Annotated in this window: 20 protein-coding genes and 1 tRNA gene; 4 read left to right on the top strand and 17 right to left on the bottom strand. The window is 56.8% G+C overall.

Annotated features, from left to right (window positions below; genetic code table 11):
• Position 1 precedes the first annotated feature (1 nt).
• From sctS to sctU, 3 genes are read left to right on the top strand one after another with little or no spacing between them, the layout of a single operon-like run.
• Entirely contained in the window at positions 2 to 265 is a 264-nt protein-coding gene (sctS, locus tag HX807_RS28565; RefSeq protein ID WP_003208363.1) for a type III secretion system export apparatus subunit SctS, read from the top strand.
• A gap of 10 nt (positions 266 to 275) precedes the next feature.
• On the top strand, positions 276 to 1,067 hold the full coding sequence (gene sctT, locus HX807_RS28560) for a type III secretion system export apparatus subunit SctT (RefSeq protein WP_003208364.1): 792 nt from the start codon (positions 276 to 278) through the stop codon (positions 1,065 to 1,067).
• Positions 1,060 to 2,157 (top strand): type III secretion system export apparatus subunit SctU, encoded by a 1,098-nt coding sequence (gene sctU, locus HX807_RS28555; protein WP_003208366.1) that lies wholly within the window; start codon positions 1,060 to 1,062, stop codon positions 2,155 to 2,157. The genes sctT and sctU overlap by 8 nt, the downstream gene beginning before the upstream one ends.
• Here the strand turns inward: sctU and HX807_RS28550 are convergent.
• The 3 genes from HX807_RS28550 to sctC are packed head-to-tail and all read right to left on the bottom strand — an operon-like array spanning position 2,154 to position 4,851.
• The gene (locus tag HX807_RS28550) at positions 2,154 to 2,513 is read right to left on the bottom strand and encodes a transcriptional regulator (RefSeq protein WP_177051824.1); all 360 of its coding nucleotides are present in this window, start codon (positions 2,511 to 2,513) and stop codon (positions 2,154 to 2,156) included. The genes sctU and HX807_RS28550 overlap by 4 nt on opposite strands.
• A 5-nt stretch (positions 2,514 to 2,518) precedes the next feature.
• Positions 2,519 to 2,713, bottom strand: coding sequence for an HrpT family type III secretion system protein (gene hrpT, locus HX807_RS28545; protein WP_003208370.1), 195 nt, complete (start codon positions 2,711 to 2,713; stop codon positions 2,519 to 2,521).
• Positions 2,710 to 4,851 carry a type III secretion system outer membrane ring subunit SctC gene (gene sctC / locus HX807_RS28540; RefSeq protein WP_177051822.1) on the bottom strand — a complete coding sequence of 714 codons (2,142 nt, stop codon included), beginning with the start codon at positions 4,849 to 4,851 and terminating at the stop codon, positions 2,710 to 2,712. The genes hrpT and sctC overlap by 4 nt, the downstream gene beginning before the upstream one ends.
• Before the next feature lie 72 nt (positions 4,852 to 4,923).
• On the opposite strand from sctC, the gene HX807_RS28535 reads away from it, so the two are divergent.
• Entirely contained in the window at positions 4,924 to 5,250 is a 327-nt protein-coding gene (locus HX807_RS28535; RefSeq protein WP_173406097.1) for a hypothetical protein, read from the top strand.
• 9 nt (positions 5,251 to 5,259) lie between these two features.
• On the opposite strand, the gene HX807_RS28530 is transcribed toward HX807_RS28535, so the two are convergent.
• From HX807_RS28530 to lolB, 14 genes are all read right to left on the bottom strand, one after another.
• Positions 5,260 to 5,478: a hypothetical protein gene (locus tag HX807_RS28530; RefSeq protein ID WP_003208375.1), complete on the bottom strand. Its 219-nt coding sequence runs from the start codon at positions 5,476 to 5,478 to the stop codon at positions 5,260 to 5,262.
• Between the two features lie 107 nt (positions 5,479 to 5,585).
• Entirely contained in the window at positions 5,586 to 6,173 is a 588-nt protein-coding gene (gene sctL / locus HX807_RS28525; RefSeq protein ID WP_177051821.1) for a type III secretion system stator protein SctL, read from the bottom strand.
• Between the two features lie 19 nt (positions 6,174 to 6,192).
• Positions 6,193 to 6,513: a type III secretion protein gene (locus tag HX807_RS28520; RefSeq protein WP_218169027.1), complete on the bottom strand. Its 321-nt coding sequence runs from the start codon at positions 6,511 to 6,513 to the stop codon at positions 6,193 to 6,195.
• 211 nt (positions 6,514 to 6,724) lie between these two features.
• Positions 6,725 to 7,531 (bottom strand): type III secretion system inner membrane ring lipoprotein SctJ, encoded by an 807-nt coding sequence (gene sctJ, locus HX807_RS28515; RefSeq protein WP_177009588.1) that lies wholly within the window; start codon positions 7,529 to 7,531, stop codon positions 6,725 to 6,727.
• Between the two features lie 7 nt (positions 7,532 to 7,538).
• Positions 7,539 to 7,901: a hypothetical protein gene (locus HX807_RS28510; protein ID WP_023659153.1), complete on the bottom strand. Its 363-nt coding sequence runs from the start codon at positions 7,899 to 7,901 to the stop codon at positions 7,539 to 7,541.
• A gap of 131 nt (positions 7,902 to 8,032) precedes the next feature.
• Complete coding sequence (locus HX807_RS28505; RefSeq protein WP_157222825.1) at positions 8,033 to 8,203, bottom strand: hypothetical protein; 171 nt, start codon at positions 8,201 to 8,203, stop codon at positions 8,033 to 8,035.
• 207 nt (positions 8,204 to 8,410) lie between these two features.
• A complete protein-coding gene (locus HX807_RS28500) occupies positions 8,411 to 9,343 on the bottom strand; it encodes a sigma 54-interacting transcriptional regulator (RefSeq protein ID WP_177009586.1) in 933 nt (310 codons plus the stop codon).
• A 402-nt stretch (positions 9,344 to 9,745) separates the two neighbouring features.
• Positions 9,746 to 10,846 carry a redox-regulated ATPase YchF gene (ychF, locus tag HX807_RS28495; RefSeq protein WP_010177033.1) on the bottom strand — a complete coding sequence of 367 codons (1,101 nt, stop codon included), beginning with the start codon at positions 10,844 to 10,846 and terminating at the stop codon, positions 9,746 to 9,748.
• 23 nt (positions 10,847 to 10,869) lie between these two features.
• A complete protein-coding gene (pth, locus tag HX807_RS28490; RefSeq protein ID WP_003208389.1) occupies positions 10,870 to 11,454 on the bottom strand; it encodes an aminoacyl-tRNA hydrolase in 585 nt (194 codons plus the stop codon).
• 165 nt (positions 11,455 to 11,619) lie between these two features.
• Entirely contained in the window at positions 11,620 to 12,219 is a 600-nt protein-coding gene (locus HX807_RS28485; RefSeq protein WP_003208391.1) for a 50S ribosomal protein L25/general stress protein Ctc, read from the bottom strand.
• Positions 12,220 to 12,357: 138 nt separating this feature from the next.
• Positions 12,358 to 13,299, bottom strand: coding sequence for a ribose-phosphate pyrophosphokinase (locus HX807_RS28480; RefSeq protein WP_003208392.1), 942 nt, complete (start codon positions 13,297 to 13,299; stop codon positions 12,358 to 12,360).
• 45 nt (positions 13,300 to 13,344) lie between these two features.
• Positions 13,345 to 13,419 (bottom strand) — tRNA-Gln (locus tag HX807_RS28475).
• Between the two features lie 36 nt (positions 13,420 to 13,455).
• Positions 13,456 to 14,307: a 4-(cytidine 5'-diphospho)-2-C-methyl-D-erythritol kinase gene (ispE, locus tag HX807_RS28470; RefSeq protein WP_003208395.1), complete on the bottom strand. Its 852-nt coding sequence runs from the start codon at positions 14,305 to 14,307 to the stop codon at positions 13,456 to 13,458.
• A gap of 1 nt (position 14,308) precedes the next feature.
• Entirely contained in the window at positions 14,309 to 14,926 is a 618-nt protein-coding gene (gene lolB, locus HX807_RS28465) for a lipoprotein insertase outer membrane protein LolB (RefSeq protein WP_008432261.1), read from the bottom strand.
• Position 14,927 lies beyond the last annotated feature (1 nt).

The following is a 14,927-nucleotide window of genomic DNA, read 5'->3' as shown; positions in this document are numbered from 1 at the left end:
TATGGAACCGATCGTGCTGTTCAAGCAGGGCATGTTGCTGGTGGTGGTGCTGTCGGCGCCGCCGCTGATCGTGGCGGTGGTCGTCGGTGTGTTGACGTCGCTGGTGCAGGCCCTGATGCAGATACAGGACCAGACGCTGCCCTTTGGCATCAAGCTGGTTGCGGTGGGCATCACGCTGATTTTGACCGGTCGCTGGATTGGCGTGGAGCTGATCCAACTGATCAACCTGATGTTCGACATGATTGCCCGCTCGGCATTGAACTGAGGGCCTGCGTATGCTGCTTTATCTTGAATTCCTGCCCAGCCTGCTCGTGGCCATGGCGCGCATTTATCCCTGTGCATTTCTGGTGCCTGCGTTTTGTTTCCAACATATACGCGGTATGCCCCGCCACATCATCGTGATGGTCATGGCGTTGATTCCGGCGCCCGGCATTCATGCCGTCCTGGCTGCCAAGGATTACTCCGCGCTGATGATCAGCGGGTTGGTACTCAAGGAAGCTGCCCTGGGGTTTTTGCTGGGGATTCTGTTGGCCATGCCGTTCTGGATGTTCGAGTCAGTGGGCGCACTGCTGGATAACCAGCGGGGGGCTTTGGCGGGTGGCCAACTCAACCCTTCGCTGGGGCCGGATGCGACGCCGATCGGGCACCTGTTCAAACAGTTGGTGATTTATTTGCTGATTGCCGTCCTGGGCTTGAGCGTGCTGACCCAAGTGATCTGGGACAGCTACCTGATCTGGCCGCCAACCGCCTGGTTGCCGCTGCCGGCGGTCAATGGGTTCAGTGTATTCATCGGGCTGCTGGGCGATACTTTTACCCACATGATGCTGTATGCCGCACCGTTTATTGCCGTGCTGCTGTTCCTGGAGTTCGGCTTCGCCTTGTTGGGCCTGTACAGCCCGCAATTGCAAGTCTCTACCCTGGCAACGCCGGTCAAGAGCCTGGCGGGGCTGGTTATCCTGCTGCTGTACTTCCCGCTGTTGCAGGACTTGATCGTCGGGCGCATGGCGCAGTTGGGAGACCTCAAGCATTCCCTCGGCCTGATGTTCAGGGGCTCGGGACATGAGTGATTCGGGTGAGAAAAAACACGCGGCCACGCCCAAGAAACTCAAGGATCAGCGCCAGAAAGGCCAGGTCGCCCAAAGCCAGGACGTCGGTAAGCTACTGGTGTTGACCGCCCTCAGCGAAATCGCGTTGTTCACCGCCGAAACCAGCATGCAGCGCTTCCAGCAGTTGCTGGTGATGCCCATGTCACGTTTCGGGCAGCCCTTTGTGCGGGCGCTGGAGGAAGTGCTGACGGAAGGCTTGATCGTGTTTTTTTCCTTCGCCTTGCTGATGGCCGGATTGGCGATCGCGGTGAAGTTGATCAGCGGCTGGATTCAGTTCGGTTTCCTGTTTGCGCCGGAAAGCCTGAAGCTGAATTTCAGCCGTCTCAACCCAATCAGCCAGGTCAAGCAGATGTTCTCTGCCAAGTCAGTGACGAACCTGTTGATGGGGTTGGCCAAGGCGCTACTGCTTGCGCTGATTTTGTACGTGGTGATCAGTCCGTCACTAGGGGCCTTGATCAATCTGGCCACCAGCGACCTGCAGAGTTACATCCTCGCGCTGATCATCCTGTTTCGACATCTGCTGCACGCTTGCCTGGGATTGCTGCTGGTCCTGGCATTGATCGACATGGCGCTGCAGAAGCACTTCTTTGCCAAGAGCATGCGCATGACTCAGGTCGAGGTGGTCAAGGAATACAAGGACATGGAGGGCGACCCTCACGTCAAGGGGCAGCGCCGCGCCCTGGCCCAACAGCTGGCCCAGGAGGAGCCGAAGGTCAAGTTGCCCAAGCTGGAGGAGGCCGACATGTTGGTGGTCAACCCGACGCACTTTGCTGTCGCGCTGTACTACCGGCCGGGCAAAACGCCGCTGCCGCTGCTGGTGGATAAAGGCACGGATGCCGAGGCCCGGAAACTGATAGACCGGGCCAAGGCGGCCGACGTGCCGGTGATCCAGTGTGTATGGCTCGCGCGCACGCTGTACGAGAAGAAGCTTGGGGCGAACATTCCCCGGGAGACGTTGCAGGCGGTAGCGTTCCTCTACCGCACCCTGCGTGAGCTCAATGACGAGGCCAAGCGTGAAACGCTGGAGTTTCCGGAGCTTAAGCAACGTTAACGGTAGCGGTGCACGTCCAGCATATCGAGGCAGCCCAGCGAAAGCAGCTTGCCGATGATGTCATCTGCCTCCTCTGCACCTGCCGGCAGCGCGTGCCAGATCACCAGGGCATCCTTGGCATCGAGACAGGCAAAGCAGCCGTCAAACGCCACCGCCTGTTCAAAAAGCCGCTCCAGTACCCGTTCCAACTGTCCGGCTTCCAGCGCTCCACGGTCGACCAGCAACGCAAGCCCGGGTTTACCACCGGCCTTTAACCGGCACATGCTTATGCCCGGGCCGAGGGACAGGTGGGCGTCCTTGCCGCCCACCAGGTTATCCAGGAATACCTGGCGAGACGACGTATCGTTCGGCCCCATGGAACTTACCGTTCCAGTGAGATCGTTTGATAGTCGGAGCGCTCGCCGGCAGGGCCCGATTCGACGCGCATCTGCGGCGGCCACCAGACCACCAGCTTATCGGCGCCCGATTGCGGGCGTGAACAGGAGTCGCCCTTGCACGTCGGCGTACAACCAACGATAAGCAGGGCCAGGCCGAGGAGGGTGAGTAGGCGTTTCATGGCGCGTTCTTCCGGGTGGGGGTGATCAGGGAGGGGCGGGACACACCGATGTGTTCATCTTTGACCACGGGCCGCATGGCGATAAATACCTCCGCCTCTTCTCCCGGCTTGAGCCAGGCACGTGGCCAGACGCTGACGGCCAGGGTCTGGGAGTTGCTGCATTCTCTTTCATCGATGCGCACGTTACGGTTGAACTGATTGCGTACCACCACCACGGCCACATTGAACTGCGGGCCTGCATACCATTGGCTGCGTTCGGTGTTCAGGGCCAATAGCTCGCGGGTGCTGCACAAGGTGTCCAGGCCCAGTGGCATGGGCGCGGCCTTGAAGGCCGTGGGTACTTGCCCGCTGACGAGGTGAGCCAGGGTGCTGGTGATGTCGCTGCGCTTGATCACCGGTTGATGCTCGGCATACCGCCGGGCCAATGGCTTGAGTGCGGCCTGCAGTTCGGCTTGATCCTCCTGGGGCAAGTAGCGTGAAGGATCAGCCTGATCGCCGATCACGCGCGGCGTCAGGATAAACAGGCGTTCGCGCCGGTTGTTCTGGCGCTCGGAGGAAGAAAACAGGGCCTTGCCCAGCAGCGGAATGTCTCCCAGAAGAGGGATCTTGCTTTGTTTGTCGGTGCGTTCAGTGACATGGAAGCCACCGACCACCAGCGAACGTTTTTCCGCCATGACCGCCTGGGTGCTGACTTTGCCGCGGCGTACATCGGGGCTGGTGCGCGCGGGGTTGGACTCGTCGAAGTTACCGTCCTCGATATCCACCACCAGGTGGATCTGGTGATTGCCGCGGGTAGTGATCACCCTCGGTACCACCTGGAAGCTGGTGCCGACCGTGATGGGCAGGATGGTTGCAGTCTCGGTGCCGGCGGTGAGGTATTGGGTGCGGTTGAAATCGATCACCGCCGGCTGGTTTTCCAAAGTAAGCACCGACGGGTTGGAGACCATGGTCGCCAGGCCACGTTGCTCCAATGCGCGAATATCGGCGTTGAAACGATCACGGTGCTCGATCGACAGCTGTGATGAAGACCCGGGCGCCATGTTCACGCCACCCCGGAAACGGCTGTTTTGAAAACCCCATCTAATCCCGAATTCCCGCAGTTGAGTGCGCTCGATATCAAGAATGATCGCATCGATTTCCACCAGCTTGCGGGCTACGTCGAGCTGGCTGATCAGCTCACGGTACATCGCCTGGCGCTCCGGCAGGTCGTAGATCAGGATGGCGTTGTTGCGCACATCGGCTTCGACTCGGATTTTGCTGGTGGAGACCGGTGCCCGAGGGGGGAGTGACATGCCGGTGTCTGCCGGCCCCGGGTTCATCGTCTGACCGAGCATTTGCCCCAGCATCGGGTTACTCAGGCGCGGAAATACCGGGGTTATGGGTGAGGGTTGCGCGGCAGAGGGAGGGCGTGGGCTCATGCCTGAAAGCGTCGAGGCCGTGCGAGGTTCCAGCAGCCCCCGCAGCATGCTGGCAACGCCTGGGATGGTCAGTTTCTCGCCGCGATAATCAATCTGGCGGTCCGCCGCATTGGCGAACTTCAGCGGGTAGCTGAGGACGCTCTGCTTTTCATCCGGGGACTTGCGCTGGCTGCTGAACTGCTTGATCTGTTCGATATAGCGCTTGGGCCCGGAGACCAGTACGACGCCGTCCTCAGGCAATTCGCCCCAGCCGAAGCGGCTATCGAGCAAGCCTATATCGGTGAGGGCCTGCTTGAGGTCGGCGATGGTCTCGGAGGAGACCTCCAGGCGTGCAGATTCCTGTTGGTCCAGGGTGCTGACGTACAGCGTGTTGTTGTACAGGTACCACTGGAAGCGGTGCTCTACGCCGAGCCTGTCGAGAAGCGATTGTGGGGTATTGGCGCGTATCTTGCCGTTGACGTTGCCTTCGAGGAGGCCGTCGATTTGCAGTTGGGTGCCGAAGGTCTGGGCGAAGTCTTCCAGCACATCCCGCAGGGGCTTGTGTTCGGCCTCATAGGCATAGGCGGTGTTTTTCCATTCGCTGGGGACGGCGGCCAGGGTGCTTTCCAGGGGCGCCAACAACCAGGGCATGAGGATCAGGTAGCGCCAACGGGCAGGCTTTACGGCGGCGGCAGGCGAATTGACGCGCAAGCGGATGTGCTTGTCGATCTTGTTAGGCATTGAGAATTCTCTGTTTTAGTGACGCAGCGACCGAAGCGAAGTAGGCCTAAGTTTCCGGGCTGGGCTGGCAAGGTGCGCAACAATGCCCCGCCAGGTATCACGCTGGTTCAGCAGGGTTTCGAGTTTGCCAAGCAGGTGGGGCAGGGCACAGTCGCCAGGGAGTTTTTGAAGCAGCCAAAGATGACCAGTCATTGCTTCCTGCGCCAAGGCACCCTGGAAATGCCTCAGACTTTCCAGTCCGAGGCGCATCCACGCCTCCAAGGCTCTTTTGTCGACCCGATGGTGGGTCAGTTGAACACTGATCAAAAAAGCTTGTTGGTCGCGCCGCACCTTGATTTCGTCATTATCTTCAAACAACGTGATCAGCGGTTCGCTGCTACTCAACCAACGACCGAGTAACGCTTCCACTCACTGTATGCCTTCGATAACGGTCTTGGCTGTTTCGCTCATGTAATTGGTGTAGGTGGAACTGGCTGATAACGTGGCCGCGAGGAAGACTTTTTCGTCATTCATTGCCGCCAGGGCTTCGTCGTTGTTCAATCCATCGCGTTCTATCTTTTCAAAGCGCTTTTGCGAATTTTCCAGTTGCCTGTAGAGATTCGCTTGCAGGCGATAATCAAAGCTCATTGGTTTTGCTCCAGAGGATGTTACGTTGTGTGTGGCTCGACGCGTGATTCCAGTTCCACGGGTATTTCGTTAAACGTCAGCGCTCGTTGAACCGCAGCCCCTGCGTGTTATTGGGTTGAACCCGACGTGCCGGAATTCCATAGGGTTTCCACCATCGAATCCCAGTCGATCCGAAATCCACCTTCGGGCGTTTCCAGAATGAGCATTTGAGGTGCGATGTTCTCCTCGGTGCGCAGTGTCCAGGGAAGGTCTGGGTGCCTGCTCAGCCACTGGTCTACGTTTTTACGGTCCAATGGATTGCAGAGCAGAGTGGCTTCGATTCGCGGGACCTGGGTGGCCAGTAATTGCTTTAGCAGGACGCTCAGGCGTTGGGGGGAGACTGTTTCCTCCAGCAGGTTACGAATGGCCAGGCTGGTGATGGAGGCGGCAATGGGTTCAATGTTGTCGCAGATAGCCTGGCGTTCAATCTCCCAGCGTTGCAACTGAGTGTTGGCGCGTTCCCAGAACTCACGGCAAGCATTTGCGTAAAGTATTTCGCGCTGCTCTTCGGCCTGGCGTAGTAGTTCGCGCGCTTCGGCTTTGGCGCGAACAAGTAATGTGCCCGCCTGAGCACAGTCGATAAGCATCTCTCGGGCAATCAGGGTTTGTGGCAGGTCCTGGCCTTTATTCAGCTCAATTTTACGTCGGCATAACATGCAGGTTGGTTGCTCCTGATCAGGGCCACGCGTGATCATTCGTGATGGCGGTAGCTCGCCAGATGACGGCTCGCCACAGAGTATCCAGCCGACCATGACGGTCGGGCAGGTTGGAATATTTCTCCAGGTCGACTACCCGTTGATTCGCAAAGCCAAGTCGTAGGCGTTGCCATACCGCAGGCTCAACCCAGGCGCGCAGGTACTGCAGAGGATCGTCTGTGTTCAGTACCCGTGAGTCCGCAGGGAGCGCTTTGGCAAGGCGCTGACACCAGAGGTATTCATCCTCCTCCAGCAAGTGGTCGCGTACAGGCTGGCAGACACTGCCGATCAGCGTCAGCATGCGATCGCGTTGTGGTGGGGAGGCTTGCACCAGGTGCAGCAAGGCAGGGGAGGGTGAGGGTGGCAGGCAGGGGGTGATGGCCAGTGCGGTGCTCACTCGTTCATGCCGGCTGCGACATAGATCGGTCGAGGCGATATATGGTCTGAGGACCTCCCAGTCACACGCTGGCGTTTCCCATGGGCGGGCCCACCATCGAACCCACGCCAGCTGATTACTCATGAACAGACGGGTTTAGTGATGCATGAGCCGGTACGACAGATGAGTCGTGTTGTTGATTCACCCCCCGTTTGCGCCAGATAAACGCGCCAGCCCCCGCAAGCGTCAATATGATGAGCAATACGGTAAGACTCATGCGCCAGAAACCGAGATCGTTATCCTGAACCAGGAACGGACCAAAATAGGTCAGACGTTGCTGCTCCAGATACGCCGCGGCGGGGACAAACACTACGGTTAATTTTTGAGTGTTTTCTACAGCGGCTGCCATGCCGGGGATACTGCTGGCCACCATCCTGCGTACTCGGGGGCGGATATTATCAGGCTCAAGTCGTGGATCATGTTTGATGAACACCGAGGCTGATGCCGGTTGTACGGGTTCACCCGGGGCAATCCGTTCGGGGAGCACGACATGGACTCGAGCGACGATGACCCCGTCGATGTTCGACAAGGTTGCCTCCAGCTCCTGAGACAATGCATAGATATAGCGGGCACGTTCTTCCAGCGGTGTTGAGATAACGCCTTCTTTACGGAAGATATCGCCCAGGGTCGACCGGGCCAGTTTGGGCAGGCCAGCGGCCTCGAGCGTCCGGACCGCCCTGCTGATGTCCGACGCGTTGACGCGCACAACAACGCCGTCTTTGGCTGGCACTTTTTGGGCCCGGATTTGTTTATCCGCGAGTTCTGCAACAACCTCATTAGCCTCCTGTTCGGACAGTCGGCTATGGAGTTCTACTTTTTCACCGCAACCGGCCAGCAGCAATGCCAATGATAAAACTAATGGGGTGGTGATCCAGCGGAGCATGACTTACCTACTGAAGGTTGGTTATTTTCTCGCAACATTGCACGGTTTTGCTGATGACCTTGACTGACATGGACAGCTCCCGATGGGCGTCTGAAAGTGACTTGGCAATTTGATGCATTTCCGTTGATTTTTTATTAAGGCTCAGGTCACGCAAACCTTTGGTCGCACGTTTTGATAGCCTCGTTAAATGAGAAGACTGTTCGGATAGCGCGTTCGTACCGACCATTGAATTTTGGCTACCCGGGGAAGACGCGCGATCAACCAGGCTGGCTTGGAAAAAATTCATGTCGGAAGCAGAGGTATCAATACCTCGTGATTCAACCGTTCGTGAAACCGGGCGTTCTGTGAAGTCGTCAGCGAGCACGCGCATGTAAACCTCCGGCAAGACGCTAGGAACGTTCTTGTTGGTTTGGGAGTAATGTTGGTTTTTTTCGACGGTTCAGCATGAGCCATGCCAGCAAACGGGTTGCTTCCTCTATGTTTAATAGAGGAAGCAAAGGTTTAAAACCTTAGTTTGCCTATGTTTTCGAGTTCTTTTGTCAGTATTTCGTTTTTAACCTCCTGTATTTTTAGTCGACGCATTTCAGCTTTTTTTGCCGCTTCGATATCGGCATTGTCTCCGCCACCAAGACTGCTGGCAGTAACCGGCTTGTTAATATCGATTTCACTCATAACATCACCTCTGAGTTGCTTGATTTAAACTTTTTGTTTGTTTATGCGTTGATGCTTAACCACGAACGTAGACCCATCATTGCCCGTCAGGCATATGAACCAAGCACATGGCTGGCCCGATCGGCGAAGTTGCTGATCATGTAGATGGCCTTTCCTTGAGTGGTTAAATGAAGATTTCAGTTCCAGAAAAAACTGCTGGTCCTGGGTTTAACCTGTTCCGCCGAGTGATATATCCAGTTGTTTCATCCTGTAGTACAGCGTGCGCTTGGCAACCCCCAATTCCCCGGCTACTACATCCACGTTGCCGCCGTGACGGCGCAGCGACTCTTCAATCAGCGATTTCTCGATTTGCTGTAGCCGCGCCTTGAGGTTCATCTCTATGTCCTGATGGTCCCTCATCGACTCTGAAAGCGGCGGAAGATCCAACACAAAGCGCTTGGCTGTCGAGCGCAGTTCGCGGACGTTGCCCGGCCAGGAATGGCATAGCAATTGTTGCAGCAGCGAGCTGGATGCCAGGGGTATCGGGTATTTAAAGTACTCGGCTTCCTGGCGGACGATGTTCAGGAACAAGGGGATAATCTGCTCGCGACGTTCGCGCAGGGGAGGGAGGCTGATGCTGATTACGTTCAGGCGAAAATACAGGTCGCGCCTGAATAACCCTTGCTCGACCATTTCGTGCAGCGAATGCTGGGCGGACGCGATAACGCGCATGTCCACCGGGATAAAGCGGGTAGAACCCAATCGCTCAACGCCCCGGGACTCCAGTACCCGCAGCAGTTTGGCTTGCAGGGTGAGGGGCATGCTGTCTATTTCGTCGAGGTACAAGGTACCCAAGTGTGCGGCTTCGACAAAGCCTGCCCGTGATTGCATCGCACCGGTGTAGGCGCCGCTGTTGACCCCGAACAGTTGGCTTTCCGCCAGGCTTTCGGGAATTGCAGCACAGTTGACGGCGACGAAGTTGCCTCGCCGGCCCGATAAGCGATGGATGCGTTGGGCCAGGGTATCTTTACCGGTGCCGGTTTCCCCCAGCAAAAGTATGTCGATGTTTAAAGCCGCAGTATTGTTGATAGTGGCTTCAATGGTTGGGCATTCAGTAAATGGATCATCCGTTTCAAACGTGCTTTGATAGGAGGCCGACATATCGCTGTTGCTCCTATTGTTTCTCATTGTTTTACTGAGGGGCTTCCCTGCTGATATGGATAAGTAGAACGGAATTTAGCTGATTTGTCATTCTGTCGGAGAGTGCGAAATAGACGTTTGTTATGTGTGAAAAACCAAAAAATCTTAAGTTAAATATTATCAAGTGGGCGCTCGCTCGTGATTGCCTGATAATGGGTCGGAATAATCTTAAACTCGGGGGTGTCAGGGAGGATTGACGTATTTTTACGTATTGAGGGCTGTGGTTGTTTTATAGGGTTGCCGTATTAAGATGTCAGGGGATATTTCAAAGTCGATCTTTGTAGAAAGTTGCAAACATCGCCCACAAAAAAGCCGATGCAGTGCATCGGCTTTTTGTTTTGCGGCATAGGCCGCAGGTAAAGCTTATACGTTGAAGCGGAAGTGCATCACGTCGCCATCCTTGACGATGTATTCCTTGCCTTCCAGGCGCCATTTACCGGCTTCCTTGGCACCGGCTTCACCCTTGAACTGGATGAAGTCGTTGTAGGCGATGACTTCGGCGCGGATAAAGCCTTTTTCGAAGTCGGTGTGGATCACCCCAGCCGCTTGCGGGGCAGTGGCACCGACCTTGACGGTCCAGGCGCGTACTTCTTCAACACCGGCGGTGAAGTAGGTCTGCAGGTGCAGCATTTCGTAGCCGGCACGGATCACGCGGTTCAGGCCAGGCTCTTCCAGGCCCAGGGCCTCGAGGAACATGTCTTTCTCTTCGCCGTCTTCCAGCTCGGCGATTTCCGCTTCGATCTTGTTGCACACTGGAACAACCATCGCGCCTTCTTCTTCGGCAATGGCCATGACCACGTCGAGCAGCGGGTTGTTCTCGAAACCGTCTTCAGCCACGTTGGCGATGTACATCACCGGCTTGGTAGTCAGCAGGTGGAAGCCCTTGATCACCGCCTTTTCGTCGGTGCTCATGTTCTTCATCAGGCTGCGTGCCGGCTTGCCCAGAGTGAAGTGGGCAATCAGTTGCTCCAGCAAGGCTTTCTGGACCACTGCGTCCTTGTCGCCGCCCTTGGCGTTACGCGTGACCTTTTGCAGTTGCTTCTCGCAGCTGTCGAGGTCGGCGAAGATCAGCTCCAGGTCGATGATCTCGATATCGCGTTTCGGGTCGACGCTGTTGGAGACGTGAATCACGTTCTCGTCTTCGAAGCAGCGGACCACGTGGGCGATGGCATCGGTCTCGCGGATGTTGGCGAGGAACTTGTTGCCCAGGCCTTCACCTTTCGACGCGCCGGCTACCAGGCCCGCGATGTCGACGAACTCCATGGTGGTCGGCAGGATGCGCTTTGGATTCACGATGGCCGCCAGGGCGTCCAGGCGTGTATCGGGCATCGGCACGATACCGGTGTTCGGTTCGATGGTGCAGAAGGGGAAGTTCTCCGCCGCAATACCGGATTTGGTCAGGGCGTTGAACAGGGTGGACTTGCCGACGTTAGGTAGGCCGACGATGCCGCAATTGAATCCCATGGTGTTTCCCCTCGGGTAAAGAGTCAGGCCTTCTGGCTGTGCAGGTTTTTCATCGCACGGTTCCATTCACCGGCGAAGATATCCGGCAGCACGCCGAGGGCAAAATCGATGCTGGCATCGAGTTTTTCCTGTTCGGCGCGTGGCGCACGACCCAGGACGAAATTTGAAACCATACTGGCAACGCCCGGGTGGCCAATGCCAAGCCGCAAGCGGTAGAACGTATTCTGATTGCCCAACTGCGCGATGATGTCGCGCAGGCCATTATGCCCGCCATGGCCGCCGCCTTGCTTGAGCTTGGCAACGCCGGGTGGCAGGTCTAGTTCGTCATGGGCCACCAGGATTTCTTCGGGTTTGATCCGGAAGAAGCCCGCAAGCGCCGCGACAGCCTGGCCGCTGCGGTTCATGTAGGTGGTGGGAATCAACAGACGAACATCCTGACCCTGATGCGAAAAGCGTCCGGTCAGGCCGAAATATTTGCGATCGGCCACAAGATTGACGCCTTGGGCGTGGGCGATGCGCTCAACAAAAAGGGCCCCCGCGTTATGCCGGGTCTGTTCGTATTCGGCGCCTGGATTTCCCAGGCCAACGATCAGTTTAATGGCAGTCACGACAGGGGCCCTTCCTTTGGAGTTGTGGATAACATCGCCGTTGGTGCGGCGAAAGTGGACGACAAAAACTCATTAACCGTTAGAGGCCAACTTCGCATTCTCGCCCGCTTTCTCGCTACGTTCCGGTCCGCGATGTTTCCTCAAGCTCCGGCATTACAGAGTGAATTACTCTGCAGCGCCTTCTTCAGCTTCTGGTGCAACGCGTGGAGCGTGTACGTTTGCAACAGCTTTGTCGTCACCGTGAGCCAGTGCAACGAACTCAACGCCTTTAGGAGCCTTGAGGTCGGACAGGTGAACGATTGCGCCGATTTCCAGAGCCGACAGGTCGACTTCGATGAACTCAGGCAGGTCTTTCGGCAGGCAGGTCACTTCGATCTCGGCGATAACGTGCGAAACTTCGCCGCCTTTCTTGACCGGAGCTTCTTCACCAACAAAGTGCACAGGCACGATAGCGGTCAGTTTCTGACCAGCTACTACGCGTACGAAGTCAGCGTGCAGCACGTGGCCTTTAGCTGGGTGACGTTGCAGTGCCTTGATGATGACGTTCTGCTTGGTGCCGCCAACGTTCAGCTCGATGATGTGGCTGTAAGCCGCGTCGTTTTCGAGCAGTTTGGCGATTTCTTTAGCCAGCATGCTGATGGATTCAGGGGCTTTTTCGCCACCGTAAACTACAGCTGGAACCAGGCTTGCGAGACGACGCAGGCGGCGGCTCGCACCTTTCCCCAGGTCGGAACGCAGTTCAGCATTCAAAGTAAAATCGTTCATGTTGTATCTCCAAAATAACCACATTCGCCCTAGCGTTTGCGACCAGCGCTAAAGGCGATATGGGCAAAAAAGCCCCGCCCCAACAGAATGCTGGGGCGGGGCGCTTTTCGTCAGGTTGATGCTGCTAAGGTTTGACCCTTAACGGAACATCGCGCTGATCGATTCTTCGTTGCTGATGCGGCGAACCGCTTCGGCAACTACCGGTGCGATATCCAGTTGACGGATACGCGAACAGGCTTGAGCGGCAGCGGACAACGGGATGGTGTTAGTCACCACCAGTTCGTCCAGCATTGAGTTCTCGATGTTCTCGATCGCTCGGCCCGACAGCACAGGGTGTGTGCAGTAGGCGAAGACTTTTGCTGCACCGTGCTCTTTCAAGGCTTTCGCCGCGTGGCACAGGGTGCCGGCGGTGTCGACCATGTCATCAACCAGAATACAGGTACGCCCTTCGACATCACCGATGATATGCATCACTTCAGAGTGATTGGCTTTCTCGCGGCGTTTGTCGATGATCCCGAGATCCACGCCCAGGGATTTGGCAACAGCCCGTGCACGCACGACGCCACCAATGTCCGGGGACACGATCATCAGGTTTTCAAAGCGCTGGTCTTCGATGTCATCCACCAGGACGGGGGAGCCGTAGATGTTATCTACCGGAATATCGAAGAACCCCTGGATTTGGTCAGCGTGCAGGTCAACCGTGAGAACACGGTCGATACCTACCACGGTCAGCATGTCAGCAACGACTTTCGCGCTGATAGCCACACGTGCGGAACGCGGACGGCGATCCTGACGGGCATAACCAAAGTAAGGGATTACAGCTGTGATTCGAGTCGCTGAGGAGCGGCGGAAGGCATCAGCCATCACGACGAGTTCCATCAGGTTATCGTTGGTCGGAGCGCAAGTCGGCTGAATAATGAAGACATCTTTACCGCGGACGTTTTCATTGATCTCGGCTGTAATTTCGCCGTCGGAGAATTTACCGACAGAGATGTCACCGAGAGGGATATGCAGCTGACGTACAACACGCCGAGCCAGATCGGGGTTAGCATTCCCCGTAAAGACCATCATCTTGGACACGCGCAGTACCTAGAGGCTGAGGGTAACCTGGATGAGTATAGAAAATGGCAGGGGCGGCTGGATTCGAACCAACGCATGGCAGGATCAAAACCTGCTGCCTTACCGCTTGGCGACGCCCCTGTATCTGTTGCAACGAGTACCCAGTACTCGGTTCCTTTAGAGCAGACTTTGCAGCTTGCGATGCAACATCGAAACGTTGCTTCCCTTTGCTACAAACCCTGTAAGGGTCTCTGTAAGAAGGGCCGAGACTTTATCAGCTTCAGCTTTGCTTGGGAAGCCCCCAAACACACAACTTCCAGTTCCGGTTAATTTTGCTTCGGTAAAATTACCTAACAAATTCAAAGCGTTACGTACATCTGGATAACGCCTTGCTACAACCGGTAAGCAGTCATTTCGACTGTTTCCCTTGGGAACGGGGCGCACTTTAATGGGAGGAGAGTTACGTGTCAACAGTGGATCTGAAAAAATTTCTGCTGTACTTACAGATACTTGCGGAACAAGCACGACATACCACGGCTCTTCGGGGTCTACAGGGGTGAGTTTCTCCCCCACGCCTTCGGCAAAAGCGGCGTGCCCACGCACGAAAACCGGGACGTCCGCGCCCAGTGTCAGGCCCAGCGCCGCCAGGCGATCGTGGTCCCAACCCAGTTGCCACAAGTGATTCAGGCCGAGCAATGTCGTTGCGGCATTTGAGCTGCCGCCACCGATGCCGCCGCCCATGGGCAGGATTTTTTCGATCCAGATGTCGATGCCCAATGGGCAACCGGATTGTTCCTGGAGTTTTTTCGCGGCCTTCACAATCAGGTTGCTGTCGTGAGGCACGCCGTCGAATTCGGTGTGCAACTGGATCACGCCGTCATCGCGAACGGCGAAGGTCAGCTCATCGCCGTAGTCGAGAAACTGAAAAATCGTCTGCAACTCGTGATAGCCGTCTTCACGGCGACCGAGAATGTGCAGCATCAAATTCAGTTTGGCCGGGGAGGGCAGGGTCAGGCGTTGCTCGTTCATCTCACTGCCCCAGCTTGCGCGGTTGCCAGTCCTTGATCACCAGCGTGACGTCAAGGTCGGTGCCATGCAGCTTGATGCGCTCGGGCAGCCAGTAACCGTTCTGTTGCACATAGCTCAGGTATTCGACCTGCCAGCCATCCTGTTCCAGCGAAGCCAGGCGGCTGTCGCCATTGAGGCTCAGGCGGCTCTTGCTGTCTGGCGCAGGAAGACCGCGTACCCACCACACGAGGTGCGATACGGGGAGTTTCCAGCCCATCTGTTCTTCCAGCAGGGCTTCCGGCGTTGGCGCTTCATAGCGGCCCTGATTGGCCACTTCCAGGCTGACTTGCCCCGGTCGGCCGGTCAGGCGTGCCGCACCGCGGCCCAGCGGGCCAGACAGGCGAATGTCGTAATAGTCCTGGCGTTGCAGCCAGAACAAGGTGCCGCTGCCCGAATCTTTCGGGGCGCGAATGCCCACCTTGCCCTCGATCTGCCAGCCATCAAGGCTGCTCAGTTGATCCTTGTGCTGCTGCCACTGCGCCGGGTTGCCCGGGCCTTCGACAGATTCACGGGTGCCAAGACCGGAACAGCCGGCGAGCAGGGCGATAAAGCTGAAAACGATAACATGGCGCAAAAACATA

The sequence above is a fragment of the Pseudomonas sp. D8002 genome, from assembly GCF_013385695.1.
In the GTDB taxonomy this organism is placed as follows: domain Bacteria; phylum Pseudomonadota; class Gammaproteobacteria; order Pseudomonadales; family Pseudomonadaceae; genus Aquipseudomonas.
Note: the sequence above shows the minus strand (reverse complement) of the source record. Positions and strands in the feature narration are given on the sequence as shown.